26 protein-coding genes and 1 riboswitch are annotated in these 25,094 nt (G+C 59.0%); of the genes, 7 read left to right on the top strand and 19 right to left on the bottom strand.

What is annotated here, in order from left to right; translation table 11 throughout:
• Positions 1-53: 53 nt before the first annotated feature.
• Positions 54-1,181: a Fic family protein gene (locus tag L63ED372_RS15250; protein WP_062407174.1), complete on the bottom strand. Its 1,128-nt coding sequence runs from the start codon at positions 1,179-1,181 to the stop codon at positions 54-56.
• Between the two features lie 238 nt (positions 1,182-1,419).
• Between L63ED372_RS15250 and L63ED372_RS15245 the strand changes: the two genes are divergently transcribed.
• The 4 genes from L63ED372_RS15245 to L63ED372_RS15230 all read left to right on the top strand — a co-directional run bounded on the left by L63ED372_RS15245 (position 1,420) and on the right by L63ED372_RS15230 (position 3,736).
• Positions 1,420-2,055 carry a hypothetical protein gene (locus tag L63ED372_RS15245; RefSeq protein WP_156343647.1) on the top strand — a complete coding sequence of 212 codons (636 nt, stop codon included), beginning with the start codon at positions 1,420-1,422 and terminating at the stop codon, positions 2,053-2,055.
• Between the two features lie 33 nt (positions 2,056-2,088).
• Positions 2,089-2,562, top strand: coding sequence for a hypothetical protein (locus L63ED372_RS15240; RefSeq protein ID WP_156343646.1), 474 nt, complete (start codon positions 2,089-2,091; stop codon positions 2,560-2,562).
• The gene (locus L63ED372_RS15235; protein WP_062407167.1) at positions 2,559-2,816 is read left to right on the top strand and encodes a hypothetical protein; all 258 of its coding nucleotides are present in this window, start codon (positions 2,559-2,561) and stop codon (positions 2,814-2,816) included. Before L63ED372_RS15240 ends, L63ED372_RS15235 begins: the two co-directional genes overlap by 4 nt.
• Positions 2,817-2,935: 119 nt before the next feature.
• On the top strand, positions 2,936-3,736 hold the full coding sequence (locus tag L63ED372_RS15230) for an HTH domain-containing protein (RefSeq protein WP_156343645.1): 801 nt from the start codon (positions 2,936-2,938) through the stop codon (positions 3,734-3,736).
• Between the two features lie 46 nt (positions 3,737-3,782).
• On the opposite strand, the gene L63ED372_RS15225 is transcribed toward L63ED372_RS15230, so the two are convergent.
• The 8 genes from L63ED372_RS15225 to L63ED372_RS15190 all read right to left on the bottom strand — a co-directional run bounded on the left by L63ED372_RS15225 (position 3,783) and on the right by L63ED372_RS15190 (position 10,619).
• Positions 3,783-4,388, bottom strand: coding sequence for a CDP-alcohol phosphatidyltransferase family protein (locus tag L63ED372_RS15225; RefSeq protein WP_062407163.1), 606 nt, complete (start codon positions 4,386-4,388; stop codon positions 3,783-3,785).
• Positions 4,381-5,058 carry an ATP-binding cassette domain-containing protein gene (locus L63ED372_RS15220; RefSeq protein ID WP_062407161.1) on the bottom strand — a complete coding sequence of 226 codons (678 nt, stop codon included), beginning with the start codon at positions 5,056-5,058 and terminating at the stop codon, positions 4,381-4,383. The genes L63ED372_RS15225 and L63ED372_RS15220 overlap by 8 nt, the downstream gene beginning before the upstream one ends.
• A complete protein-coding gene (locus L63ED372_RS15215) occupies positions 5,055-6,806 on the bottom strand; it encodes an ABC transporter permease (protein WP_062407159.1) in 1,752 nt (583 codons plus the stop codon). Before L63ED372_RS15215 ends, L63ED372_RS15220 begins: the two co-directional genes overlap by 4 nt.
• A complete protein-coding gene (locus tag L63ED372_RS15210; protein WP_062407157.1) occupies positions 6,782-8,017 on the bottom strand; it encodes an ABC transporter substrate-binding protein in 1,236 nt (411 codons plus the stop codon). Before L63ED372_RS15210 ends, L63ED372_RS15215 begins: the two co-directional genes overlap by 25 nt.
• 57 nt (positions 8,018-8,074) lie before the next feature.
• Positions 8,075-8,584: an HvfX family Cu-binding RiPP maturation protein gene (locus L63ED372_RS15205; protein ID WP_062407155.1), complete on the bottom strand. Its 510-nt coding sequence runs from the start codon at positions 8,582-8,584 to the stop codon at positions 8,075-8,077.
• The gene (locus tag L63ED372_RS15200; RefSeq protein WP_062407153.1) at positions 8,581-9,315 is read right to left on the bottom strand and encodes an HvfC family RiPP maturation protein; all 735 of its coding nucleotides are present in this window, start codon (positions 9,313-9,315) and stop codon (positions 8,581-8,583) included. Before L63ED372_RS15200 ends, L63ED372_RS15205 begins: the two co-directional genes overlap by 4 nt.
• Positions 9,315-10,202 (bottom strand): HvfB family MNIO-type RiPP peptide maturase, encoded by an 888-nt coding sequence (locus tag L63ED372_RS15195; protein ID WP_062408244.1) that lies wholly within the window; start codon positions 10,200-10,202, stop codon positions 9,315-9,317. The genes L63ED372_RS15200 and L63ED372_RS15195 overlap by 1 nt, the downstream gene beginning before the upstream one ends.
• A gap of 108 nt (positions 10,203-10,310) precedes the next feature.
• On the bottom strand, positions 10,311-10,619 hold the full coding sequence (locus tag L63ED372_RS15190) for an HvfA family oxazolone/thioamide-modified RiPP metallophore (RefSeq protein WP_062408239.1): 309 nt from the start codon (positions 10,617-10,619) through the stop codon (positions 10,311-10,313).
• Positions 10,620-10,795: 176 nt separating this feature from the next.
• Here L63ED372_RS15190 and L63ED372_RS15185 point away from each other — a divergent pair, with 176 nt between their 5' ends.
• Both L63ED372_RS15185 and L63ED372_RS15180 read left to right on the top strand, forming a co-directional pair.
• Positions 10,796-11,356 carry a sigma-70 family RNA polymerase sigma factor gene (locus tag L63ED372_RS15185; RefSeq protein ID WP_231624507.1) on the top strand — a complete coding sequence of 187 codons (561 nt, stop codon included), beginning with the start codon at positions 10,796-10,798 and terminating at the stop codon, positions 11,354-11,356.
• On the top strand, positions 11,353-11,991 hold the full coding sequence (locus L63ED372_RS15180) for an NrsF family protein (RefSeq protein ID WP_062407151.1): 639 nt from the start codon (positions 11,353-11,355) through the stop codon (positions 11,989-11,991). Before L63ED372_RS15185 ends, L63ED372_RS15180 begins: the two co-directional genes overlap by 4 nt.
• 42 nt (positions 11,992-12,033) lie before the next feature.
• Here the strand turns inward: L63ED372_RS15180 and L63ED372_RS15175 are convergent, their stop codons facing one another.
• The 8 genes from L63ED372_RS15175 to sucC all read right to left on the bottom strand — a co-directional run bounded on the left by L63ED372_RS15175 (position 12,034) and on the right by sucC (position 21,841).
• Positions 12,034-13,104, bottom strand: coding sequence for a DUF6352 family protein (locus L63ED372_RS15175; protein ID WP_062407149.1), 1,071 nt, complete (start codon positions 13,102-13,104; stop codon positions 12,034-12,036).
• Between the two features lie 5 nt (positions 13,105-13,109).
• Positions 13,110-15,821, bottom strand: coding sequence for a methionine synthase (metH, locus tag L63ED372_RS15170; protein WP_082431736.1), 2,712 nt, complete (start codon positions 15,819-15,821; stop codon positions 13,110-13,112).
• Positions 15,822-15,876: 55 nt separating this feature from the next.
• A riboswitch (S-adenosyl-L-homocysteine riboswitch) is annotated at positions 15,877-15,977 on the bottom strand.
• Positions 15,978-16,001: 24 nt separating this feature from the next.
• Positions 16,002-16,571: a response regulator transcription factor gene (locus L63ED372_RS15165; protein ID WP_231624506.1), complete on the bottom strand. Its 570-nt coding sequence runs from the start codon at positions 16,569-16,571 to the stop codon at positions 16,002-16,004.
• A 185-nt stretch (positions 16,572-16,756) separates the two neighbouring features.
• Complete coding sequence (locus L63ED372_RS15160) at positions 16,757-18,223, bottom strand: PglL family O-oligosaccharyltransferase (protein WP_082431735.1); 1,467 nt, start codon at positions 18,221-18,223, stop codon at positions 16,757-16,759.
• A gap of 62 nt (positions 18,224-18,285) precedes the next feature.
• Positions 18,286-18,768 (bottom strand): pilin, encoded by a 483-nt coding sequence (locus L63ED372_RS15150; protein WP_062407140.1) that lies wholly within the window; start codon positions 18,766-18,768, stop codon positions 18,286-18,288.
• A 103-nt stretch (positions 18,769-18,871) separates the two neighbouring features.
• Entirely contained in the window at positions 18,872-19,582 is a 711-nt protein-coding gene (locus tag L63ED372_RS15145) for a TerC family protein (RefSeq protein ID WP_062408235.1), read from the bottom strand.
• Positions 19,583-19,730: 148 nt separating this feature from the next.
• On the bottom strand, positions 19,731-20,627 hold the full coding sequence (gene sucD / locus L63ED372_RS15140; RefSeq protein ID WP_062407139.1) for a succinate--CoA ligase subunit alpha: 897 nt from the start codon (positions 20,625-20,627) through the stop codon (positions 19,731-19,733).
• A gap of 53 nt (positions 20,628-20,680) precedes the next feature.
• On the bottom strand, positions 20,681-21,841 hold the full coding sequence (sucC, locus tag L63ED372_RS15135) for an ADP-forming succinate--CoA ligase subunit beta (RefSeq protein ID WP_062407137.1): 1,161 nt from the start codon (positions 21,839-21,841) through the stop codon (positions 20,681-20,683).
• A 175-nt stretch (positions 21,842-22,016) separates the two neighbouring features.
• On the opposite strand from sucC, the gene argC reads away from it, so the two are divergent.
• Positions 22,017-22,940 (top strand): N-acetyl-gamma-glutamyl-phosphate reductase, encoded by a 924-nt coding sequence (argC, locus tag L63ED372_RS15130; RefSeq protein ID WP_062407135.1) that lies wholly within the window; start codon positions 22,017-22,019, stop codon positions 22,938-22,940.
• 71 nt (positions 22,941-23,011) lie between these two features.
• On the opposite strand, the gene L63ED372_RS15125 is transcribed toward argC, so the two are convergent.
• Both L63ED372_RS15125 and purB read right to left on the bottom strand, forming a co-directional pair.
• Positions 23,012-23,572: a YaeQ family protein gene (locus L63ED372_RS15125; protein WP_062407133.1), complete on the bottom strand. Its 561-nt coding sequence runs from the start codon at positions 23,570-23,572 to the stop codon at positions 23,012-23,014.
• Between the two features lie 7 nt (positions 23,573-23,579).
• Positions 23,580-24,980: an adenylosuccinate lyase gene (gene purB, locus L63ED372_RS15120; RefSeq protein WP_062407131.1), complete on the bottom strand. Its 1,401-nt coding sequence runs from the start codon at positions 24,978-24,980 to the stop codon at positions 23,580-23,582.
• Positions 24,981-25,094: the final 114 nt, after the last annotated feature.

Genomic DNA, 25,094 nt, shown 5'->3' with positions numbered 1-25,094 from the left:
CGGACCCAGAGGCGTAGGGGTGTGACGCACAGTGTTGCAGGCCTCGCACCGCATCAGGACGCCAACTCGTAAGCGGTGTTGCGTCCGCCACCCTCCAAGCGGCGCAATACGCCTCGCGCCAACAAATCATTGATATCGCGCAGCGCCGTGTCGGCCGAACATTTGCCCAAGGTGGCCCACTTGGCGTTGGTCAGCTTGCCGTCCATGCCGTCGAGCACGCGGTTGAGCACCAGCGTCTGCCGTGCATTCATCGGCGTGTCTGCCCAGCGTTGCCAAAACTTCGCCTTGTCCAGCACGCCCACCAACAAACCATCAGCACCCTGCACCGCGCGCAGCAAGCAGGCCAAAAACCACTGCAGCCATGGCGTCACATCCATCGTGCCGCGTTGGGTGGCTTCGAGTTGTTCGTAATACTGTTTGCGCTCGCGCTGAATTTGCGCACTCAGGCTGTAAAACCGTTGTGCAGAGCCTTCAGCTCTGGCCAAGGCCATGTCGCCCACGGCTCGGCTGATGCGGCCGTTGCCATCGTCAAATGGGTGCAAAGTCACCAGCCACAAATGCGCCAACCCAGCGTGCACCAGCGCATCACCCAAAGGCCCGGCGTTGAACCATTCCAAAAACGCGGCTGTTTGTGCGGGCAAGGTGTGGGCGGGCGGTGCCTCAAAGTGCACCTTTTCTCGGCCCACCGGGCCCGAGACCACTTGCATCGGACCTGCCGCATCGTTGCGCCAGGTGCCCACCTGAATCCGCAGACGGCCACTGAAGCCGGTGGGAAACAGCGCCGCATGCCAACCAAACAAGCGCTCGGCCGTGAGCGGCTGGGCGTGTTGCTGGGTGGCGTCCAGCACCATGTCCACCACCCCATCCACATGGCGGTCAGCGGGCGCGAGCGCGCCAATGTCCACCCCCAGCTTGCGGGCAATGGACGAGCGCACAGCTTCCAAGTTGAGCGTTTCGCCCTCGATGGCGCTGGTGGTGATGACCTCTTGCGTCAAAACCTGCAAAGTCGCCAGATCGCGCTGCGCCAAACCCAAATGCGCCATCCGCCCCACCAATTCGCCTTGCGCACGGTGCAACTGTGCCAACGGCCCGGCCAGGGCAGCCGCGTCATATCGCCACTGCGGCCAGTCGGGGCGCTGCCACAGATAAGTGCGTTTGCGGGGAGTCTTGTCGGCGAACATGCGGTGATTATGCGCCTTATTCGCCGCACATAGTGCGGTGAATTATGAAGTGATTCACCGCACCAGAAGGCACGCTTGCGCTCGGCAGCGGCTCTCTTGGCCAGCTTTAGTTTGAATAAAGAGTGCGCTTAAGGAAGCCCATGCGCGTTGAGCGCACAAAGATTTTTGTAGCTAATTTTTCGTATTTATTTGGGTATAGTTGGGCGCTTCAGACCTGCTAAAGATTAGGACTCCAACCATGACCGACACACCAAAACTAACCAGCAGCGATAAGAGAGATCTAATCATTCAAGCGGGCATGCAATTGGTTCCATATGTTGGTGGCTCACTAACATCCCTATATTTCGGCGCAAAGCAGGAAAAACGCTTTAAGCGACTTGAATCGTTCTACCAAGAAATTGCATCCGAAATCGAGAAAATGAAGGGCAGTATTTCGTCCGTCGACAAACAAGATCCCATAGCGCTCGAAGCCATCATCGAGTCACTTCACGAAAAGATTGAGGTTGAGCCAACGCTCGAAAAGAGGGAGTTTTTCAAAAACTACTTCAAGAACACTCTTAAATTTCCAGTTGCCGGGAATTTTGACGAACGCAAGTATTTCCTTGATGCTCTTTATGAAATGACGCTGCTCGAATGTGAGCTTCTGGCATTCATTGACTCACAACCCAACTCCATTCAGGTCGGCAATATTCAGAAGCCAGGCACAAACAAATATGCAGTCGTTGGGGCAATTGGAAGGTTGAAGTCTAGAGGCTTCCTTACCGCCACCCAAGGTTCATTCGCAGTTGGTGGAGGGGCTGACAATTCATTACAGGAAATAGTTTCAGTGTCGTCCTTTGGAAAGTCATTCATCACCTTTTGCCTTCATGCATAACATCCCACTTCAGCGAAACGTTGGACCGCTACGGTGTCCGAAGTACGCCGAGCCAGCACTTTAAGCTTCACATTCAAACTAATCATGCAGTCCAGCGCACAAAAGACCGGCAATCTTTACCGCATCGTCAGCTTCGACCGAGCCGCCGAGATCATCACAGGCAAGAAACTCAACTTTGCTAGTCCTTCTAGTTGGGATGATCCGTTCGAGCGTGCTCTGAAGAACTCGGCTGCGCAAGCGATCTTCGCGCAGTGCTGGTGTCGCAAGGCTGTTTCTGATGCCATGTGGAGAATCTACTCGCCGCACTGTCTTGGCGTGCGTATCGCAACCACTCGCCAACGCCTTCAGCAGGCCATCGTGGCAGCCGGAAATACGCGAAAGCTCAGCTATTCAATCCTTGATGTGGATTACTTGAAGCAAGAGGAGCTAACACGTCGACTTGAGACGATTCGCCAGGAGTTTAAGAAACAGTTTTCGCCGCCTACAGCCATGAACCGTTATTTATGAAGCGGCTCGCATTCGACCACGAGCGTGAGACAAGGGCAGTGATTCTCGACGAAGACAGCCTTACTGGAGAGCCCAAAAAAGGCATCTCAATTCCGGTAGATCCGTTTAAGCTAATCACCAGCATATGGATTGATCCTCGTGCTCCTGATGAGGTGGTGAAGGCGTACAAGTTTTACCTGAAGGAAAAGCTTGAGTTTCCAGGCAAGGTTGAGCGTTCTGGCTTGTATGCCGTGCCTGAGGGCTTAGCTGCCTGAAGTGGAGCCAAATCTCACCGACATGGGCTTGGCCCGCTTCCCGCAGTGGCTCATCATTGGTACATTCGGCCAAGCGCGACAGCTGCGCTCGGAGCTCAGCTTAAACCTTGGAGAACCCTTTGGAAAAATCTTGGAAAGCAGCCATCAAGCGTGTGCTGATGGAATCTGATGCGCCACTGCATTACACCGAAATTTCTGAACAAATTTTGTCGCGTGGCTATTACGAAACTGATGGCGCTACGCCAGCAGCAACGGTTAATGCACAGCTGTCGTCTTCGGTCAAACACGACGGTGACAAATCGCCCTTTATCCGCGTAGGCAAAGGCATTTTTTCACTTCGCGGCGAAACAGCTTCTACCACGTTGCCAGGCAACAAGACAAAAAATCAATTGCCAGCAGTTGCACTTGAAGATGTGTCTTCCGATTCCATCATTCAATCTTTTGGAATGTACTGGCAACGCGATCTTGTGGTTTGGCGCAACGATCTAAAAATGTATGGCAAACAGCAGGCGCTTTCCAAGCCGGTGGATTTTGGAAAACAAAAGGGCATTTACATTTTGTACGACCACCACACCGTGGTTTACGTTGGTCGGGCAATTGATCGGCCCTTGGGTAAGCGCTTGTATGAACACACAGTGGACAGGCTTGGTAGCAGGTGGAATCGTTTTTCGTGGTTTGGTCTTCTGGATGTAACTCAAGAGGGAAAGCTTCGAGAAATACCTTTTAATTCCACCCTCGCGGCACTCGTCGCTACACTGGAAGCGCTGCTCATTGAGGCACTCGAACCGCCACAAAACAGAAAACGCGGCGATGATTTTTCCGCTATCGAGTACATCCAAGACATTGACCCCGAACTGAAAGAGCGGGAAATTCAAAATACCCTGCGCTCAATCGAGCAAAAAATGCGGGGCGGTGCGTAAAGCTGATCTATAAAAGCTTTGCACCTATGCACAGCTCAAGTTGACTTCACCCCAACCTCCAATACCCCCACCCCACCCGCATACCTGTCGTCACCGCACACAACCCAGCAAACCCATAAGCCAACACCGCAAAGTGTTCAGGCCAAATGCACATGGCAGCAAACACGGTGATGGTCTCGGTGGCTTCGGTGAGGCCGCCCAAAAAGTAAAAGCTTTTGCCCGGCAAGGCGGTATCGGTCAGGCCGCGTTTTTCGGCCAGTGCGGCGAAGGCCAAGAAGCTGCTGCCGGTGCCGATGAAGCTGGCCAGCAAGGCTGCGGCGGGCAGTGCGTTGGCGCTGGGGTTGGCCACCGCAAAGGCCAGGGGGATGGCGGCGTAAAACACAAAGTCGAGCGCGATGTCCAGGAAGCCGCCCGCGTCGGTGGGCTGGGTCAGGCGGGCCACGCTGCCGTCCAAGCCGTCAAGCAAACGCGAGGCCAGCAGCAGCCCCAAGCCCCACCACCAGGCTTGCAGCGCAATGGCCACGGCGGCGGCCATGCCGATGGCAAAGCCCAGCCAGGTGAGCGCGTCCGCGCTGATGCCTGCGCGCACCAAGCCGCGTGCGGCGGCGTTCAGCGCGGGGCGCAAGAGGGTTTGGGCGTGGCGGTCAAACATGGCTGCTGCTTTCTTCGGTGGCGCGCAAGTGCACCACGCGCTGCGGGTCGGCCACGTCTTGTTCGTCGTGGGTGACCAGCACCACCGGAATGCGCCGCTCGCGCACATGCGCAAACACCCATGGGCGCAGCTGGGCGCGCAAGGCGGCGTCGAGTTTGGAAAACGGCTCATCCAGCAGCAAGGCTTGCGGCTCGGCCAGCAGCGCCCGCATGAGCGCGACGCGGGCGCGTTGCCCACCCGACAGGGTAGAAGGATCACGCTCGGCCAAGCCCGACAACTCCGCCTCTTGCAGCGCTTGCTGCACACGCGCCTGGCGCTGTGCAAGCGGCAAGGCACGGGGCACCGCAAACAGCAGGTTTTCGGCCACCGTCATGTGGGCAAACAGCAAAGCATCCTGAAACACCAAGCCGACACCGCGCAGGTGCGTGGGCAAGGTGGTGAGGTCACGGCCGTTCAGCTGCACGCGGCCGTCAAACTGCAAAGGCTGCAAACCTTCGGACACGCTGGCCAGCGTGCCCGCTGTGGCGGCCAGCACCGAGCTTTTGCCGCAACCACTCGGCCCCATGAGCGTGAGGATCTCGCCTGCGGGCACTTTCAGGTGCAGGTCTTGCACCAAGGTCTGCGCCGCCGTGCCCAAGCGTTGGATGTCGATCTGCAGTCCCGCGTTCATGTGTTGTCTTTCATCGGCCCGATCTTCTCAAATTGGCGTGGCCTGCCCAAGTAAGCGGCCAAAGCAAAGGCCAACACAGGCAAAAGCATCTGCAAAGCGGCATAAGCGCTCATGAGCGAGCGCTGCGAGCCAGACGCCAGCGTCACGGCCTCGGTGGTGACCGTGGCAAAGCGCCCCGCCCCCACATACAAGGTGGGCAAATACTGCGCCACACTGACCGCAAAACCCACCGCCCAGGCCGAGGCGATGGCGCGTTGGAGCAGCGGCCATTTGATGCGCAGCAAATCAGTCCATCGGCCCTGACCCAAACTGGCCACGACAGCCGATTGGCGCGGATCGACCGCCATATAGGCGGGCTCCAAAGCCAACAGCACATAAGGCAGCACCATGACCGCATGCGCCAAAAGCAGGCCCAGCCACTGCCCCTCCAGTCGCCACTGCAGCGCCACGCTGTAAAGGCCCACCACCCACAGCACCGAGGGCAACACCAGCGGCAGCAAGCACCATGGACGCAAAGCCTGTTGCCAGCGGCGCGGTGTCAGCTCCAACCAGGCCACCGACCAAACCAGGCACACACTGGCCGAAGCCGCCGCCACACCCAAGGTGGTCCACACCGTGGGGGCACTGGCGATCACTTGCGCCCAGGCATCACCCGTCCACAGCGATGGCCAAAGCTGCGGAAAAGGCCAGACGCCCGACACACTGCCCACGGTCAGGGCGAACCAGACGGCGAGGTAGGCACCGCCGATGGCGAGCGCCAGGCCGGATATTCGGCCGCGCAAGAGGCCTGCTGCTGAATGCGCATGTTTGCTTGAGTGACCATTCGGCTGCAGGGGCAGCCTCCCACAAAAACGCCCAACCCAAGGCAGCATTTTTTGTGGGAGCGAGCCCCTGCTCGCGAATTTACGCATAGCCGCGACCACTCGCAACGCCATCACAGTGAGCACGCCCGCCAGCAGCAGCGTGCCCGTCAGCCACCCTGCCGCTGCCGCGCCTTGCGCCTGCATGGCCGCATCGGCATCACCCAGCCATTGCCAGGCCAGCACCGCCAAAGTGGGTGGCGTCGCTGGGCCAATGATGAGCGCCATGTCCACCACCGTGAGGCCATAGGCCAACACCGCCAGCAGCGGCCAGCGCAAGCGCGGTGCCAGCTGCGGCCAGACCACTTGGGCAAAGGCGGTAGCGGGCGTGTGGCCCAAAGTTTGGGCCAGTGCAAATTCGGCTTGCCAGCGTCGGCGCAGGTCTTCCCGCTGTAATTGCGTGGCCGCCACCCAGAGCAAAAACGGCACTTCTTTGAGCCACAGCGCCAAAATCAATCCCAAGCCCCACGGGTCTTGTGTGGTCAACCAAGGCGGCGGCGCATCAAAACCCGACAGGCCCGGCGACACCAAGCGCAAAGCCCAGCCGCTGGGCGACAGCCACAGCACCAAGCCAATGGCCATGGCCGCGTGCGGCGTGGCCAGCAAGGCAGGTACATGGGTGAGCCAGCGGGCCAATTGCTGCCGAATGAAACCATGGGCCAACAAACGCGCCACGGTCCACCACACCAGCAACGTAGAGGCCAGCCCGGTCCACAGCGTCATGCCCCAAGCCCTGAGTGTTTGAGGATCGGTCCACAAGGCCTGCCAAGCGCTGACGTCCAGCGCTTGCGAAGCGGCCGCCCACAGCGCCCAGCCCATGGGCAGGGCAGCGATCAAGGCCAGCAAAAAGGCGGGCAAGAAGCTCACACGCCGTAACGGCGGGTCCACTCTTTTTCGAGTGCATCAACCCAGGACGCATGCGGCTCGGGCAGCACGGGTGCGGTCGCAGCCACTTGCCCGGGTCGCGATGCCGACTGAAAGCGTGCACGCTCAGCCGCAGGCAAGCGGGCCACATCCAGCACCGTCGGGTCGCCCCAGACATCGATGTCGACCTTACGCGCTTGCGCGGCGGGCGAGAGCAAAAAGTTGGCGACCAGCTGTGCGCCCGCTTTGCTGGGCGCGTTGTACGGAATGGCCACAAAGTGCGTGTTGCCAATCGTGCCCTTGGCGAACTGCCAGCTCTGCACCGTGGCGGGCAGGCGTTTGGCAGCGATTTCGTTGGCTGCTTCATTGGGGTTGAACGTCAAGGCCATCACCAACTCACCATCGGCCATCATCTGGCGCACGGCGGCCGAGTTTTGCGGAAACTGTTTGCCACCGCGCCACAAATGCGGGTGCAGCGCATCCAAAAAGCGCCACAGCGGCGCAGCCTGCGCCGCCAAAGCCGCAGGCGTCACAGTCTGGGCCAACGCTTTCACGTCCGGTGCGTGTTCGATCAAGGCCTGCTTGACGAAAGTGGTGCCATGAAAGTTGGGCGGGCGCGGGTAGGTGATGCGCCCGGGCTGGCTGCGGGCCAAAGCCAGCAACTCGGCCATGTTTTGTGGTGGTTTAGGCAGACGCTGGGCATCGGCAAAAAACGTGAGCTGGGCCATGCCCCAGGGAGATTCGAGACCATCAGTGGGCACCGAAAAATCGACCAGCGTGGTGGGCTTGCCCACGGTGTCTACCCACTGGAAATTGGGCAAGGCTTGTGCGAAGGGCGCAGACAACAAACCGTCGCGCTTCATGGCGGCGAAGTTTTCGCCGTTGATCCAGACCAGGTCCACCGTGCCCTCGGTGTCTTTGCGGCCAGCTTGCTTTTCGGCGCGAATGCGTTTGACCACATCGGCGGCATCGCTGATCTTGACGTGCTGCAGCTTGACACCAAAATCGCGCTGCAGTTCAGCCGCTGCCCATTGCAAGTAGGCGTTGATGCGTTCGCTGCCTGCCCAAGCGTTGAAGTACACCGTCTGGCCACGGGCTGCGCGCTCGGTGTCGGCCCAATCGGCTTTTTGCGCTTGTGCCCAAGCGGGGGCGACCAAGGCAGCTGTCGCAGCAAAGGCTTGGCGGCGGTTCAGACCCAAAGACGGATGGGAGATGGCAACTGGAGTGGAATGCATAACTTGAGATGAAAAGATGTCAGCGCAGGAAGACTATCGGTCCAAACTGTAGACGATTCAATGACTGGATTTCACAACCCGACGGTGGATGAGGGCATCCATCGACAAACGCCCCGGCCCCATGAACACCAGCGGCAGCAGCATGGCGATGTAGATGACGGGCAGCTTGAAGTTGCCAAAACCGTCGTTGGTCAGCGCATAGCCCTTGAGCAGTTCACTTAGGCTGGACCACGACTCGGGCCAGTGCACGCTGAGCATGGCCACCACGGTGAGCACGATCAACGAAGCCGAGAAAAAGCGCGTGCCCAATCCGATGACCAAGGCGATCGCCCCCACGATCTCAAAGCCTGTGGCCAAGGCCCAGTTGAGGTCAGCCGGGATCAGCTTGAAAGGCCAAGGAAATTGGTCCTGGATGTCGGCAAACCAGTTGCTGCCGTGCAGCTTTTCAAAACCGGCTTCGCCAAATTCCCAAGCCAGGATCAGCCGCAAACTCAGCAGGCCGATCCACAGTCCGAGCAGATCGAGGACATGAATGCCCCGGCGGGCGAGTTGGAGGGTGTTGTTCATGTGCGTGTGCCCAGTAAGACGCCTTGCTCGTGCAGGCTGGTGAGGAGTTCTTGGCCAAAACCTTGCAAGGCTTGCGGGTCGGGGTGCTTCATATCGGTGGCCAATTGCGCAAGGGCTTGTTGGCCGCTCAGCCCTTGGTCCAGCAGGCCCAGCACATGGGCCGTGACGGCATTGATCTCGGCAAATTGCACGTCCAGCTGCGCGTTGCGAAACACCACCAAAAATGTGGGCTCTGCTTGGCGCGGCTGCCAGTCGGGGCCGATGCGGTGCACGGGCCAGGCGCTGACCACATCCACCCGTGCGGGGTTGAGGCACACGCTTGACAGCATCATGTCGCCCTGCGGGTCGTGCGCGGGTGGCGCAACGTCCATCACATCCACCGCCAATTCGGCCCATTCGTAACGGGCCAGATCGGCCAGCCAGACCGGCAAGGGCTGGGCGATGTGGTGCTCGCTCAGGTAGCGCACAAATTCGCGCGGAATCTCGCGAAACCAGGGCGTGTGCGAAGGCCAGTCGCGGTAAAAAGTGCGGCACAGCCTGCGCCAGCGGGCTTCGCCCAGCAGTTGGCGGCTGACCGGAAAGCAGCTGTCCAGAAAACCACAAACGTTGTTGAACAGCAGTTCGCTGTAGACGCGCATGCGTCGCCCAGGCACGCCGGGTGGGCGGCGCGTGTGGTGCGGGTCGCGCAGGTGCGCGGCCATCTGGTGCTGGAATTTTTGGAAGGCCAGCATCACGCCACCTGCCTGTTGACGAGTTGGGATTGGGCTTGCGCGCCGAAGGCCTGGTGCTGCAAGTGCGCAATGTGCGCCACCTCTTGCACCAGGGTGGGCAGATCGGGCATGTTGAAGTCGCGCTCCAGGCAGGTGGGCACCGGGCGGCCGATGCGCTGGTAAGCGTCTTGCAGCAGTTGCCAGACCGGGTCGATCACCTCGCTGCCATGGGTGTCAATGACCAGGCCGTCTTCTTCGACATAGTGCCCGGCCACATGCACATAGCAGGTGCGCTCCAGCGGCAACTGCGCCAGATAGGCGTGTGGGTCAAAGCCGAAGTTGCAGCTGTTGACATAGATGTTGTTCACATCCAGGTGCAGCAGGCAATCGGCCCGCTCGACCACTGCCCGCACAAACTCGGGCTCGGTCATTTCAGCACCCGGGGGCGCGATGTAGGTGGAGGCGTTTTCCACGCCGATGCGCATGCCCAGAATGTCTTGTGCACGGGCGATGCGTTCGGCGGTGTATCGCACGGCCTCTTGTGTTTGGGGGATGGGCAGCAGGTCATACAGGTGGCTGTCGTCAGCGCACCATGACAGGTGTTCGGTGAACAGGCCGATGCCGTGTTCGCGCATGAAATCGCGTGTGCGGCGCAGCAGCATTTCATCCAGGGGACCGGGACCTCCCAAGGACAAAGACAAACCATGGCACACAAAAGGGTAGCGCTCGGTGAAGGCACGAAAATCGCGGCCTGCCCGGCCGCCCATGCCGGCCCAGTTTTCCGGGGCCACTTCAAAAAAGCCAATGTGCTCGGGTACCGCTTGCTGCAAAGCTGGGATCAGCTCGCGTCGAAAACCCAAGCCCGCCCATGGGGCAAGCGTATTGTGAAAAGTGGGATCGGAGGACATGTGCATGGCGCTCGAATGGGGGCTTAAAAGAGGTCAGTCAGCCCTTGGGATACCCCCGGATGGGGATGTCGCCCAAGACACTGACTTCCCTTGAACGTACTTGGCGACTTACTTCTTCTTGTCGCCGCCGCACTTGCCTTCGCCGCACTTGCCATCTTTGGCTTTGGTGGCCTTCTTATCGCCACCGCACTTGCCCTCGCCGCACTTGCCGTCTTTGGCTTTGGTGGCTTTCTTGTCACCGCCGCACTTGCCTTCACCGCACTTGCCGTCTTTGGCCTTGGTGTCGGCCTGGGCCACTTGGTAACCCGCATCCAGGGTCTTGGCGGCAAAAGGGTTGCCAGCAGCGTGTGCGGGCAGCAAGGTGGCTGCAGCAAAGGCAGAACCCAAAGCGATGGTGATGAGGTGTTGCTTGTTCATGAAATGCTCCTGAAATGTTGAAGGTGAGTTGTTGACCGCTTTGGGGTGAACCGTGTGGCACTTGTCCATCGCTGTCATTGTGTAATCCGTTACAGAACACTTCATAGTTACGAAAAATGTTTTCCATATGTTTCAATTTGTGTCTGTAACTTCTTCACCCCTTTGGACGAACTGACTTGAGCGAAAGCCTGCAAAAACAAGAAGCCGAACTGCACGCCGCATGGATGCAATCCCAGCAAGGCGATCAGGCGAGTTACCAACGGGCCTTGAGCCTGATGAGTGGCCATGTGCGGCGCTTTCTGCAAAAACGGATGCAATCCCAACTCAGTGATGTCGAGGACCTTGTGCAAGAAACCCTGATGGCGATCCACCAAAAGCGCCACACCTACCAAAGCGACCAGCCCCTGACGGCCTGGATGTATGCGATTGCGCGTTACAAATGGGTGGACCATTTGCGAGCGCATGGTCGCCGCGAAGGGCTGCACGATGACATCGACGACTGGTCTGAGACCTTGGCGGTGGACAGCGAAGAAAAAGCCAGCGATGCGCACAAAGATCTAGAGGTTGTGTTGGCGGACTTGCCGCTGCGCCAACGCGAGGCCATCGAGCACACGCGCTTGATGGGTTTGTCGATCACCGAGACCGCCGAGCGGACCGGGCAAAGCGAAGCCTCGGTCAAAGTGAACATCCACCGGGGCCTGAAAACCCTGATGGCCAAATGGGGAGCGAAGTCATGAAAACGAACGACCTGATTGCCTTGCTGGCCAGCGATACGCTGCAGCCGCAAATACCTGTGCGCCAACAACTGCTGCGCCAACTGCTGTTGGGTGCAGTGGTCTGTGGCGTGCTGTTATTCACTTTGTTTGGCCTGAACCCACAGATGGATCAAATGGCGGTGCACCCGGCCTTCATCACCAAAATGATGTGGCTCACGGCCTTGATGGGTTTCAGCTTGTACGGCCTGTTTCGCTTGGCGCGGCCCGGCGTTGGAGCAGGTCACACCCTGTGGGGCATTGGCCTGGCGCTATTGGCCATGTTCAGCCTCGGTTTGTTGCAGCTTTTGCAAACCGATTCAGGCGCTCAAACGGCGCAATGGATGGGCGGCTCCTGGCAGGTTTGCTCGGTGAGCATCACTGCATTATCTTTGCCGGTGCTCGGTGCTCTGCTGTGGGCCTTGCGCCAGCTGGCACCGACGCGCCCCGTGCTCACGGGAGCGGTCGCGGGTGTGCTGGCGGGCAGCTTGGCGGCCAGCATTTACTCATTGCATTGCACGGAGACCAGCCTGACTTTTTTCGCGGTCTGGTATGTGGCAGGCATGGCCTTGGCCACCGGTTTGGGTGCTCTGCTGGGCACACGTTGGTTGCGCTGGTGAGCACAGCCCACGGCACAACGCAGGCCAGCTCGGCTGGTGTTTTCAGACCTCGGCAGCCAACGGTAAATTGAGCAACAGGTTTTGCGGTTTGAGCTTGAGCAAGCCTTGCTCGTTCATGGCCAAACCCAAATAAACCGGCTTGCCCTGCACGTCGGCACGCATGTCTTGCGGGTTGTCAAAACGCAATTTGAACAAGGTGATGAGCTGCTGCTGGCGTTTGTTGTCCAGCTCGACGCCTTGGTAGAGGTCATTCAGCAAAGCGGTCGCGGTCACGTCCAGCCCCACATGCCAGCGCCAAGCCGGGTCGTCGACTTTTTGCACCGGCTCGATGCTGACGGCCACGCCCAAAAAGTGCTGCACCCAACGGGCCAACACCACCGACAAGGCCTTGAGGCCTGAGCGTGCGTTGACCATGCTCAAAATCAAACCGTGCGGCAATTCGTTTTGGAGTTCGTGCGTCATGTCGAGCAAGAACGCATAACGGCCCAGGCCCTCACGCTGGGCAAAATAGCGCTCGGCGTTGTCCTGGTGCAGCACCTTCACATCGACCGCCTTGAGCGTGGCACCGCCTTCCATCAAGATGCGGCCCATCTCGCCCAAACCGCCGGTGGATTTCAGGCTGTCGAGTGTCTCGCTGTCGCCCGACAGCACGCGACCGCCTTCGATGGTGATGCGCTGACGCCGAAACAGCAGCTCGGCGGCTCGCCAAACCCATGCGTCCTGCACATCGGCGAGCACATTGCACACGATGGCCTGCACCACCAAGTCGATGAAGAGCGGAGGCAACTGGATGTTGCCGCTTTGCTGCCAGGCCATGTAGGCCGATTCCAGCGAGCCCGCAGCTTCCACCTCGTCACGAAAACGCAAAAACAGTTTGTAATTTTCACGGACATCGTCGTCCTTGAAATGTTTGTAGTCCGCAGGGGTGACCTGCATCTGGGGCGTCTCGGTCAAGGCGGCATGCAAACGCTTTTCGGCTTTGCACGATTCGGGCACCAAGGCCATTTCGGGGCGCTGCAGCCACAGGCGCCAATAGTCGGGCGTGGGACTCATCCAGCCGCGCTCGTTGCGCGTCAGATGTTGGTGGCCGCAAGCCGTCCAGAAGTTGATCATGGTGTTTACAGGTTGGGGGCCAGCAGGCGCTGCAGATCTTTCATCGCAACGCCACTGCGTTGCGCCAAGTCCTGCACTTGGTCGTCTCCCAACTTGCCCACGTTGAAATACTGCGCTTCGGGGTGCGCGATGTAAAAACCACTCACGCTAGCCGCAGGCGTCATGGCCAGGCTTTCGGTCAGGCCCATGCCAATGTCTTCGCATTGCAGAAGGTCAAACATCGCTTTTTTGGCGCTGTGGTCGGGGCAGGCAGGGTAGCCGGGCGCGGGGCGGATGCCTTGGTACTTTTCAGCAATCAACTCTTCGTTGCTCAGCGCTTCAGCGGCGGCGTAGCCCCACAGGTCAGTACGCACTTTCTTGTGCAGGCACTCGGCCAATGCTTCGGCCAGGCGATCGGCCAGTGACTTGAGCATGATGGCGCTGTAGTCGTCGTGTGCGGCTTCAAAGGCGGCGGCGCGTTTGTCGGCGCCAATGCCTGCGGTGACGGCGAAGACGCCGACATGGTCTGGCGCGGTGCCTTGCGGCGCGACAAAGTCGGCCAGGCAGCGGCTGGGGCGCATGACACCGTCGATCATGTGCTTTTCAGTCTGCTGACGCAGGCCGCGCCAAGTCATGGCGACTTGCTGGCGTGATGCGTCGGTGTAGAGCGCGATGTCGTCGTCATTCACGCTGTTGGCGGGGTACAGGCCCAGCACCGCATTGGCCGTGACCCAGCGGCCGTCGATGATTTTTTGCAGCATGGCTTGGCCATCGGCATAGACCTTGCGGGCCTGCTCGCCCACCACCTCGTCGTCGAGGATCGCGGGGAAAGGCCCGGCCAAGTCCCAAGTCTGGAAGAAGGGGCCCCAGTCGATGTATTGCGCGATCTCGGCCAGGTCGTAATTTTTGAACACTCGACGGCCAATGAACTTGGGCGCGGCGGGCACGCCTTGTGACCAGTCGATCGGCGTCTTGTTGGCACGGGCCTGGGCCAGCGTCCACATGGGGGTTTGTTTTTTGTTGGCGTGCTGCTCGCGCACCTTGTCGTAGTCGGTGTTCAAGTCGGCGATGAATTTGGCCGCTTGCTCGGACAACAAGCCTTGTGCCACACCCACGCTGCGCGAGGCATCGGGCACATAGACCACGGGGCCTGAGTAGTTGGGCGCGATCTTCACGGCGGTGTGCACGCGGCTGCAGGTGGCGCCGCCAATCAAGAGCGGCATTTGGCGTTCGCGGAAATACGGGTCTTTTTCCATCTCGGCCGCCACGTACTGCATCTCTTCGAGGCTGGGCGTGATCAGGCCCGACAGGCCAATGATGTCGGCGTTTTCTTCTTTGGCCTTGGCCAAAATTTCGTGGCAGGGCACCATCACGCCCATGTTCACCACTTCAAAGTTGTTGCACTGCAAGACCACGGTGACGATGTTCTTGCCGATGTCGTGCACATCGCCCTTGACGGTGGCGATCACGATCTTGCCCTTGGCTTTCACGTCTTCGCCCGCCGCTTCTTGCGCCAATTTTTCGGCCTCGATGTAGGGCAGCAAATGCGCCACGGCCTGCTTCATCACGCGGGCGCTTTTGACCACCTGCGGCAAGAACATCTTGCCCTGGCCGAACAGGTCACCGACCACATTCATGCCGTCCATCAACGGGCCTTCGATCACATGCAGCGGGCGACCGCCCTTGGCCAAAATCTCGCGGTAGGCCTCTTCGGTGTCGTCGCTGATGAAGTCGGTGATGCCGTGCACCAGCGAATGACTCAAGCGCTGCGCCACGTTCACGGGCGCATCGGGCGTGCCGCGCCAAGCCAGTTTGGTGGTCTCGTCTTTGGCCGCGCCCTTGGCGCTGTCGGCCACTTCAACCAAACGCTCACCCGCATCAGGGCGGCGGTTCAGCACCACGTCTTCGACCCGTTCGCGCAGCGTGGGCTCCAGGTCGTCGTACACACCGACCATGCCCGCGTTGACGATGCCCATGTCCATGCCCGCCTGGATGGCGTGGTACAAGAACACGGTGTGGATGGCCTCGCGCACCGGATCGTTGCCGCGAAATGAAAAACTCACGTTGGACACACCGCCCGACACCTTGGCGCCCGGCAGGTTTTGCTTGATCCAGCGCGTGGCTTCGATGAAGTCCACCGCGTAGTTGTTGTGCTCTTCGATGCCGGTGGCGATCGCAAAAATGTTCGGGTCAAAAATGATGTCTTCGGGCGGAAAATCTACCTCGTCGACCAGCACACGGTAAGCGCGCTCGCAAATCTCAATCTTGCGTTCGTAGGTGTCGGCCTGGCCTTTTTCATCAAACGCCATGACCACAGCCGCTGCGCCATAGCGCTTGACCAGCTTGGCCTGGCGTTTGAATTCATGAAGGCCCTCTTTCATGCTGATCGAGTTGACGATGCCTTTGCCCTGGATGCAACGCAGACCGGCTTCGATCACCGTCCATTTGGACGAGTCCACCATCACCGGCACACGAGCGATGTCGGGCTCACCGGCCATCAGGTTCAAGAAGCGCACCATGGCCGCTTGGCTGTCGAGCATGGCTTCGTCCATGTTCACGTCGATGACCTGCGCACCGTTTTCGACCTGCTGACGTGCCACGGCCAAAGCCTCTTCGTACTGGCCGTTCAAGATCATGCGGGCAAAGGCCTTAGAGCCGGTGACGTTGGTGCGCTCGCCCACGTTGACAAACAGCGAACCCGTGCCGATGGAGACAGGCTCCAGACCGGACAACTTCATGGGAGGAACAGACACGATGGAAGACGCGACAACAGACACAGGCTCACCTTGGGGTATCAGGTGAGCGTCGTTGTGCAAAATCATTCAGACATTGAACGGCCCCAAGCCTGACCCGCTGCGCCTTGACGGCGGCGGGCTGCAACGCTCCTTGGGTAAGGGCGTGATTTTAACCGCGCCGGTTCACTGAACCTTCACATCTTCCGTGGGCATGAGTTTGCTCAAATCAACACCCTTGCACTGGCCGATGAGTTCGGCACTCGTATTGACTTCGAACTTTTGATAGATGGTGGCCCGGTGTTTCTTGGCCGTGCCTGGTTGGATGCCGGTGATTTCTGCAATCCCTTTGTTGGTCAAGCCCTGCACAATGAGCATGAAGATTTCCTGCTCGCGGGCGGACAAAGTGATGAAAGAACGTCTCAAAGCATCGGTGTTGATGAACTCTTGGTTGCGCTGCCGATCCATATCAAGCGCTTTGTCCACCACTTGGCACAGCTTTTCTCGGTTAAACGGTTTGAGCAGGAAGTCAACGGCGCCGAGTCGAAATGCCTCAATGATTTCGTCCTTGTCACTTTCACCACTGATGAAAACAATCGGGGTCTTGCGACCCAAGGCCTCCAACCTGGCTTGCAGTTCCAAGCCATTCAAGCCGGGCATGCGCATGTCCAGTAAGACCACGGCAGGCGATATGTCCATCGATTTCTCAAGAAATGCGGTTGCATTTTCAAAAGTGTCTACGGTGTAACCCTGCAACACCAACATGTCGCTCAAATAAAAGCGCATGTCGTGGTTATCGTCAACCAAAAAAATGTGTCCGAGGCGTTTTTTCATGAAAGTGCAAAAATCAAATTTAGCAACTAATTTATCAAATATGCAGTTTCATGTAATTGCCCAATTGGGTAATTTTCCGAGAATAACGACAGATTTTCTGAGCGCACTCAACGTTGTTGATGGTGAACCCATGCCAGATAGGCTTGTGGGTACACCCGCTGAAAATGCTTTTTATGGTTTTCATACAGCGCGTCTTCACCCAGCAACTGCGCACTGCCCAGCAACTTTTCGATCACCCGCGGCTCGGGCGAGGTGTGCAGGGCCTCCAAACTGGCCTCCAGCATGGCGCGGGCATTGCCTGGGTGCACCGGCGTGGTGGTCACCTGTGCAAACACAGCCGTTCCACGGAACAACCAGGCGCGTTGCACCACTTGCATCGCTGGGTCACGCCAGAAGCCATAGCGCTGCGCTGGCGGCAGATAAATTTGCCGAACTTGGGCATGGTCATAGGCCACAAAGCCCAAAATGCCCCCCAAAACCAGGGCCAGCCCCGTCGCACGGCCCTGCGCTTGCAAAAATTGCCAAATCCGCCCCCGCAGGAGCCACAGACACAACAACAGCGCCACTTGAAACGGCCCGTACCAAAGCGGGTACTCGAGCAAACTGTGCAAAGCCAATACACCGAGCACGCCCCAAGCAAGCTGTGGCCCGGCACCTTGGTGAAGCCATGGCTTGGCCCGAACCACCCACACCAACACCCCCAGGCTCGCCAACACGGCCACAGGTATCCCCCAAACAAAGGCGATGTGCAAGGGCAGGTTGTGGGCATTGCCCAACATGTCACAAAACCGCAGTGAGGGGTATTCGGTGATGTAGTGCGCATAGCGCAACTGGTCCCAACCCCACCCGCCAAGCGGATGCTGTGCCACCAAGTGCAGCACATTGGCCCAGAGCGCCTGGCGGCTGCCGCAGCCGCCCAGGGCGCCCATGCGGGCCATGGCGCTGTCTGTGGCCTGTCCACTCAGGTGCTGCAAGAGCTGTGGCAAAAGCCAGGAAGCCAGGGCATACAAGCCCAGCGTGAGTGCGGTGAGCAGCAAAGCATCGCGCCCTTTGGGGGCTGCGCGATGCAACAGCATCCACAGGCCAATGAACACCAGCTGGAGCAATCCCGTGCGTGAAGCGGTGGCGGCCATGCCCATGGCCAGCAGGGCCAGCATCCAAATCGAATGGGCGATGGACAAGCCCAAAGCACGCCAGATCAACACCGCCAGCACGCCCATGGCCAGCAAAGTGGCCAACTGGTTGCGCTGGCGCAAATTGCCCATCGCATCACCCAAGTAGGCAGGGACGTGCAAAAAGGGGGCCAAAAGCTCGGCCTGTCCAAAAAACTGCACCAAACCCATGGCACTGCTGAGCAAGGCCGCAAGTACCCAGCCTTGAACCACGGTGGCCAGACTCATGCGCTGCCAGGTCAACAAGGCCAGTGCCAAACAAGCCCAGCTGGTCAACCAAGGCCAGACATGGGGCAAAGGGCTGTTGGAAAAAGGCTGCACCCAAGGCCACGCCAACAGCAACACCAACCACAGATGGTGGAGTCGGCCCGTATCTGGCGTTGTGGCCCGAAGCGCTGTCATGTGAACTCAGTCCACAAACAAACGCCCGGCGCGGGCCGGGCGTTCAGGTGAGCACCAAAAAATCAGGATGCCTTGCACGAAGCGGGCAGGTATTTGAGCGGCAAAGCATTGGTGGCCGCTGGGCCGCAGCGCCAGCTGGCGATGGGCTTGCCGCCGTCGGTGCTACCGTTGACAGCGGTGCTGCCCGTTTGGATCGGGGTCAGGCTGATGCTGTTGGCCGATGCGCTGGTGTTGCCACGCAGCGCCTCATGGTTGCCCACCACGGTGATCACACCATTGGCATCGGCACTGAGGCGGCTGACGAATTTGCTGGTCTGGTTTTCACAGACTTGGGGCAAAGTGGCCGAAACATCGGCCTGTGAAGCGGTGGTGATGGCCTCATTGACCGCCGTTTTGCAGCCGCTTGCCGCCAGCAGCATCTCTGACACCCGTGCCCGAATGCTGTAGTCCTGGTAGGCCGGCAAGGCCAATGCGCCCAAGATACCGATGATCGCAATGACGATCATCAGCTCGATCAATGTCAAACCTTGTTGCCTTTTTTGCATGGCATTTGCTCCCTGGTAATTGGGTGACGATGGTAATCCATACAACACCCGAACTCCAGAAATGATAGCGGCCTTGCCCATAAGGGCAAGGGCCGCTGGCGTGTCAGACCGCTTCTTGCGAATTTGAACGACGCGCCATGATGATTTTGCCCAAAGCCAGCACCAACAAAGCACCGGCAATGCCCAAGCCATAACCCCAGGCCTTGTCTTGAGGCAGATAAGCCACCAAGCCAGGATCGGTCTGGATCATGGTGCCGGCAATCCAGCCCAGCAGCATGCCACCGGCGGTGATGATCATCGGGAAGCGGTCCATCAACTTGAGCACCAACTGGCTGCCCCAGACGATGATCGGGATGCTGACCAGCAAACCGAAGATGACCAAAGGCATCTGGTGGTCGGCGTTGCCCGAAGTCTGGGCGGCACCGGCGATGGCGATGACGTTGTCCACGCTCATGACCAAGTCGGCAATGATCACGGTTTTGACCGCGCCCCAGAGCTTGTCGCTGCCCTGGATGTTGCTGTGGTCGTCGTCTTCATCGGGGGTGAGCAGTTTCACGCCGATCCAGATGAGCAAGAGCGCTCCCACAAATTTAAGGAAGGGGATGGCCAGCAAGGTGAGCGCAAAAAAGATCAAGATCACACGCAGCACGATGGCACCTGCGGTGCCCCACATGATGCCTTTGGTGCGCTGGTGGTCCGGCAACTGGCGGCAAGCCAGTGCAATCACCACGGCGTTGTCACCGCCCAGCAAGATGTCGATCATGATGATCTGGCCGACGGCGAACCAGAAATGAGGGGTCAGAAATTCTTCCACGGGCTTGCCTTTCACCCGCCGAAGCGGGCCCTTTTATTCGATTTACAAAAAGAAAACCGGATTTTCCCTCGGAAAATCCGGTTTTTGTATTGTGGCAAACCACAGCCCTGCTCGGGACTGGGTCTTGTCACTTGCGCGAAAGCGCTGTTTACTTCAACTGAGCCTTGAGCAATTTACCCAGTTCAGATGGGTTGCGTGTGACGATGAAGCCGCACTCTTCCATGATGGCCAGCTTGGCATCGGCCGTGTCGGCACCGCCAGAGATCAAAGCACCAGCGTGGCCCATGCGCTTGCCGGGAGGGGCGGTCACGCCAGCGATGAAGCCCACCACAGGCTTCTTCATGTTGGCCTTACACCACTGAGCGGCTTCGGCTTCGTCTGGACCGCCGATTTCACCGATCATGATGACGGCGTCGGTGTCGGGATCGTCGTTGAAAGCCTTCATCACGTCGATGTGCTTCAAACCGTTGATCGGGTCGCCACCGATACCGACGGCGCTGGACTGGCCCAAGCCGACTTCGGTCAACATCGCCACGGCTTCATAGGTCAAAGTGCCCGAACGGGACACCACGCCAATGCGGCCTTTGCGGTGGATGTGACCGGGCATGATGCCGATCTTGATTTCGTCAGGGGTGATGAGACCTGGGCAGTTGGGGCCCAACAGCAAGGTGCGCTTGCCGCCTTTGGCTTCCTTGGCCTTCATCTTGTTGCGCACTTCGAGCATGTCACGCACTGGAATGCCTTCGGTGATACAAATGGCCAAGTCCAAGTCGGCTTCCACAGCTTCCCAGATCGCAGCGGCTGCGCCAGCTGGTGGCACGTAGATCACCGACACGGTCGCGCCTGTTTGTGTGGCAGCTTCTTTGACCGAGGCGTAGATTGGGATGTTGAAGATGGACTCGCCCGCCTTCTTGGGGTTCACACCCGCGACGAAGCAGTTCTTGCCATTCGCGTATTCCTGGCACTTTTCAGTGTGGAACTGACCGGTTTTACCGGTGATACCTTGGGTGATGACTTTGGTGTCTTTGTTGATGTAGATGGACATGTTTGTTCCTAATCAGTTGCGAACGGCACTTTCAGCACCGTCCTGCAAAGTCATTACTTAACGGCTGCGACGATGGCTGTCGCGGCTTCGGCCATGGTGTCGGCAGAGATGATGGGCAGACCGGATTCGGCCAGCATCTTCTTGCCCAGCTCGTCGTTGGTGCCCTTCATGCGCACGACCAATGGCACGGACAGGTTCACGGCCTTGCAAGCGGTGATCACGCCGGTGGCGATGGTGTCGCACTTCATGATGCCGCCGAAGATGTTGACCAAAATGCCTTTGACATTCTTGTTGGCCAGCATGATCTTGAAGGCTTCAGTGACCTTCTCGGCTGTCGCGCCGCCGCCCACGTCCAGGAAGTTGGCTGGCTCGCCGCCGAACAACTTGATGGTGTCCATGGTGGCCATGGCCAAGCCAGCGCCGTTGACCAAGCAACCGATGTTGCCGTCCAGGCTGATGTAGGCCAGGTCGAACTTGGAAGCTTCCACTTCGGCCGGATCTTCTTCGTCCAGATCGCGGTAGGCCACGATTTCGGGGTGACGGAACAGGGCGTTGGAGTCGAAGTTGAACTTCGCGTCCAAAGCCATCACGTTGCCTTTGCTGTCGCGGTTCAGGGGATTGATTTCCACCAGCGAAGCATCGGTTTCCATGTAGCACTGGTACAGCTTCTTGAAGATGTCCACGGCTTGAGCGGTGGAGTCAGCAGGCATGCCGATGGCGTCAGAGATCTTCTTGGCTTGTTCGTCGCCCAGACCGGTCAGGGGGTCGATGAACTCGGTGATGATTTTCTCGGGGGTGGAGTGGGCCACTTCCTCGATGTCCATACCGCCTTCGCTGGAAGCGATGAACGCGATTTTTTGTGTGGCACGGTCGGTGACCACGGACACGTAATATTCTTTGTTGATGTCAGCACCGTCTTCAATATAGAGACGACGGACCTTCTGGCCTTCAGGGCCGGTCTGGTGGGTCTTGAGCTGCATGCCCAGGATCTCGCCAGCGATGCGTTTCACGTCGTCGATGGTCTTGGCCACTTTGACGCCGCCACCCTTGCCACGGCCACCGGCGTGGATCTGGGCCTTGACCACCCACACGGGGCCGCCGAGTTTTTGGGCGGCTTCGACCGCCTCTTGAACGGTGAATGCCGGGATGCCGCGGGGGACTGGCACACCGAATTGACGCAAGATTTCCTTGCCTTGGTACTCGTGAATCTTCATGAGGTCTTCTCTCAGAGGGTGGTTGATTTGACCGGTCTGCCGCGGTGATTCACCCGCCAGCAGGCTCTGGACACTGCAGCGTGCGACTGTATCATGCTGCAACGCACCAATCCTGAGCTTTGCGTCTTACATTGAATTGACGTAAGGCAAGAATATTCCTGAGAAAGTAATACCCATGGCCAAAATATTCATCGATGGCGAAGCCGGCACCACTGGTTTGCAAATTCGCGAGCGCCTGGCATTGATGCCCCAAGTCGAGGTGCTCAGCATCGACCCGGCCCGCCGCAAAGACCCCGAAGCCAAACGCGAGTTGATGGCCGCGGCCGATTTGGTGGTGTTGTGCCTGCACGACGATGCTGCCATCGAGTCGGTGGCCATGATCGACAGCCTGAGTGGGCGCAAACCGCGCATTGTGGACGCCTCCACCGCGCACCGTTGCCATCCGGACTGGGTGTTTGGTTTTCCCGAGCTGGCCGCCGACCAGCTGGCCGCTGTGCGCCAAGCCCAGCGCGTGGCCAACCCTGGCTGCTACGCGACGGGTGCGATTGCCATCTTGCGGCCCTTGATCGACGCCGGACTGTTGCCACGCGACTTTCCGGTTTGCCTGCCCTCGGTGAGCGGTTATTCGGGCGGCGGACGCACCATGATCGAAGACTACGAAGCCGGTCGTGCCCCCTTGTTTGAGGCCTACGCCCTGACCCTGAAGCACAAACACATCCCCGAAATCATGCGCTACACCGGCTTGACCTGCAGACCCCTGTTTGTGCCCGCTGTGGGCAATTTCCGCCAAGGCATGCTGGTGCAACTGCCCCTGCATCTCGACACCTTGCCCGGCAAACCCACGGGTGCGGATGTGCATGCGGCATTGACAGCGCACTATGCGGCAAGCCAGGCTGCAGGAGGCTGGGTCAGCGTGGAAAGCGCCACCGCGGACTCCAAGCTCAACGCCACAGCACTGAACGACACCAACAAGCTGGAATTGCGTGTCTTTACCAATGAAGAAGCACGCCACGCGGTGGTCATCGCCCGTCTGGACAACCTGGGCAAGGGTGCCAGCGGCGCGGCGGTGCAAAACATCGAGTTGATGTTGGGCTTGTAAAGCGCTTGCGCTTCGTCCATGACCACAAAGGTCATGGTTGATTTGGCCCCTTCAGCGGGGCCAAGTGTTGATCACTTCCAGCGGCTCAGCTCAATGTGCACGCTGCCCCGGTCGCTGCTGAAGGTCACGCTGCCTTCTTGCACCGTGGCTTGCAGCTGCATACTGCGCTCGGCCAGTTTGGCCAGCTCTTGCGAGCCTTCGGTGGGCACGCGCCAGACCTGCAGTTTGTCTAGGCGTGTCAGTTTGGTTTCGATGCCTTTCCACCAGACTTCGGCCGCGTGGTTGAAGCAATACAGCAAAACCTCATCGGCCTTTTGGCAGGCTTTCATGATCGGCTTGTCTTCGGGCTGGCCGACCTCGATCCACATGCGGGTTTGCCCGGTGAAGTCGCGCAGGCTCACGTCCGGATCGTCCGGATCGGACAGACCCGCGCCAAAAGCCAGTTTGCCGTCGCCGTTGCACACGGCCTGCAGCTTGTAGGCATTGATGGCCAAGGCCAACAAGCGGATCATCATGCGCTCATCGGTCTCGCTGGGGTGACGCGCCAGCGTGAGCTGGTGGTCTTCGTAATAACTGTGATCGATGTCAGCGATCGACAAGTTGGCTTTGTAAATGGTGGATTTGAGGGCCATGTGAACCTTAAACCCGGCGGGCCAACTCGGCGGCCTTGCCGACATAGCTGCCGGGCGTCATGACCAGCAGGCGGTCCTTGTCGGCTTGCGGGATGTCCAAGCCTTGGATCAAACCGTGCAGGTCGGCAGCGCTCACGGACTTGCCACGGGTGACTTCCTTGAGTTTTTCATACGCGCCCTGCACGCCATAGCGGCGCATCACGGTCTGGATCGGCTCGGCCAGCACTTCCCAGGCGGCGTCCAAGTCGGCGGCCAAGGCTTCTTCGTTGAGTTCGAGCTTGTTCAGGCCGGTCATCAGCGAGGCATAAGCCAGCGCGGTGTAGCCCAGGCCCACGCCCATGTTGCGCAGCACGGTGGAGTCGGTCAGGTCGCGCTGCCAGCGGCTGATGGGCAGCTTCTCGCTCAGGTGCTTGAGCACGGCGTTGGCCAGGCCCAGATTGCCTTCGGCGTTTTCAAAGTCGATCGGGTTGACCTTGTGCGGCATCGTCGATGAACCGATCTCACCGGCTTTCAAGCGCTGCTTGAAATAGCCCAGGCTCACATAACCCCAGATGTCGCGCGACAGGTCGATCAAGATGGTGTTGGTGCGGGCCACGGCGTCGAACAGCTCGGCCATGTAGTCGTGCGGCTCGATCTGGATGCTGTAGGGCTGGAACGTCAGGCCCAAGCCCCAGTGGCTGGCTTGGGTCTCGCCCAGTTCAGGCGTCTCCACCACTTTTTGGGCAAAGGCTTCCCAGTCAAATTCAGGCCAGGCCGCCAGGTGGGCGTTGTAGTTGCCAACGGCACCGTTCATTTTGCCCATGAGCTGCACGGCCGCAATTTTTTCGCGGCAACCCTTCAGGCGCATCACCACGTTGGCCATTTCCTTGCCCACGGTGGTGGGGCTGGCGGTTTGGCCGTGGGTGCGGCTGAGCATGGGCACTTCGGCAAATTGGTGCGCCATCTCGCGCAACTTGGCGATCAAGCCATCCAGACCCGGCAAGATCACTTGGGCGCGCGCCCCCTTGAGTTGCAGGGCATGGCTGGTGTTGTTGATGTCTTCGCTGGTGCAGGCAAAGTGCACAAACTCAGCAGCTTTTTCCAGTTCTGGGCGGTCTTTGAACTTGGACTTGATCCAGTACTCGACGGCTTTGACATCGTGGTTGGTGGTCTTCTCGAACTCTTTGATGGCCAAGGCATCGGCTTCGCTGAAGTTCTTGACCAGACCCGTCAAATAAGTGCGTGCACCTGGTGTCAAGGACTTGAATTCGGGAAAGCCTGCATCGGATAAGGCGATGAACCAGGCGATTTCGACTTGAACTCGGCGGTGCATATAACCCTGCTCACTCATCAGCGGTCGCAGAGCATTGAGTTTGCTGGCATAACGGCCATCCAGCGGCGACAGGGCGGAAATGGGGGTGAAATTCATCCTTCGATTGTAATTGCCGCCCCAAGTTGGCACGTTGGCGTCCGTTGTCAGCAGCACGCATGTCCCCATAAACACACCGCCTTAAGAAAGATACCAAAAACATACATTGGCTTC

Source organism: Limnohabitans sp. 63ED37-2 (genome assembly GCF_001412535.1).
Classification (GTDB): Bacteria; Pseudomonadota; Gammaproteobacteria; order Burkholderiales; family Burkholderiaceae_C; genus Limnohabitans_A.
The sequence above is the reverse complement of the archived record's forward strand: the minus strand, read 5'-3'. Positions and strand labels throughout refer to the sequence as shown.

Bases quoted from the DNA above. Each gene is read 5' to 3' on its own strand.
- L63ED372_RS15250 (WP_062407174.1), bottom strand. From the start codon at position 1,181: ATGTTCGCCGACAAGACTCCCCGCAAACGCACTTATCTGTGGCAGCGC.
- L63ED372_RS15245 (WP_156343647.1), top strand. From the start codon at position 1,420: ATGACCGACACACCAAAACTAACCAGCAGCGATAAGAGAGATCTAATC.
- L63ED372_RS15235 (WP_062407167.1), top strand. From the start codon at position 2,559: ATGAAGCGGCTCGCATTCGACCACGAGCGTGAGACAAGGGCAGTGATT.
- L63ED372_RS15225 (WP_062407163.1), bottom strand. From the start codon at position 4,388: ATGTTTGACCGCCACGCCCAAACCCTCTTGCGCCCCGCGCTGAACGCC.
- L63ED372_RS15220 (WP_062407161.1), bottom strand. From the start codon at position 5,058: ATGAACGCGGGACTGCAGATCGACATCCAACGCTTGGGCACGGCGGCG.
- L63ED372_RS15210 (WP_062407157.1), bottom strand. From the start codon at position 8,017: ATGCATTCCACTCCAGTTGCCATCTCCCATCCGTCTTTGGGTCTGAAC.
- L63ED372_RS15205 (WP_062407155.1), bottom strand. From the start codon at position 8,584: ATGAACAACACCCTCCAACTCGCCCGCCGGGGCATTCATGTCCTCGAT.
- L63ED372_RS15200 (WP_062407153.1), bottom strand. From the start codon at position 9,315: ATGCTGGCCTTCCAAAAATTCCAGCACCAGATGGCCGCGCACCTGCGC.
- L63ED372_RS15195 (WP_062408244.1), bottom strand. From the start codon at position 10,202: ATGTCCTCCGATCCCACTTTTCACAATACGCTTGCCCCATGGGCGGGC.
- L63ED372_RS15190 (WP_062408239.1), bottom strand. From the start codon at position 10,619: ATGAACAAGCAACACCTCATCACCATCGCTTTGGGTTCTGCCTTTGCT.
- L63ED372_RS15180 (WP_062407151.1), top strand. From the start codon at position 11,353: ATGAAAACGAACGACCTGATTGCCTTGCTGGCCAGCGATACGCTGCAG.
- L63ED372_RS15175 (WP_062407149.1), bottom strand. From the start codon at position 13,104: ATGATCAACTTCTGGACGGCTTGCGGCCACCAACATCTGACGCGCAAC.
- metH (WP_082431736.1), bottom strand. From the start codon at position 15,821: ATGAAGTTGTCCGGTCTGGAGCCTGTCTCCATCGGCACGGGTTCGCTG.
- L63ED372_RS15160 (WP_082431735.1), bottom strand. From the start codon at position 18,223: ATGACAGCGCTTCGGGCCACAACGCCAGATACGGGCCGACTCCACCAT.
- L63ED372_RS15150 (WP_062407140.1), bottom strand. From the start codon at position 18,768: ATGCAAAAAAGGCAACAAGGTTTGACATTGATCGAGCTGATGATCGTC.
- sucD (WP_062407139.1), bottom strand. From the start codon at position 20,627: ATGTCCATCTACATCAACAAAGACACCAAAGTCATCACCCAAGGTATC.
- sucC (WP_062407137.1), bottom strand. From the start codon at position 21,841: ATGAAGATTCACGAGTACCAAGGCAAGGAAATCTTGCGTCAATTCGGT.
- argC (WP_062407135.1), top strand. From the start codon at position 22,017: ATGGCCAAAATATTCATCGATGGCGAAGCCGGCACCACTGGTTTGCAA.
- L63ED372_RS15125 (WP_062407133.1), bottom strand. From the start codon at position 23,572: ATGGCCCTCAAATCCACCATTTACAAAGCCAACTTGTCGATCGCTGAC.
- purB (WP_062407131.1), bottom strand. From the start codon at position 24,980: ATGAATTTCACCCCCATTTCCGCCCTGTCGCCGCTGGATGGCCGTTAT.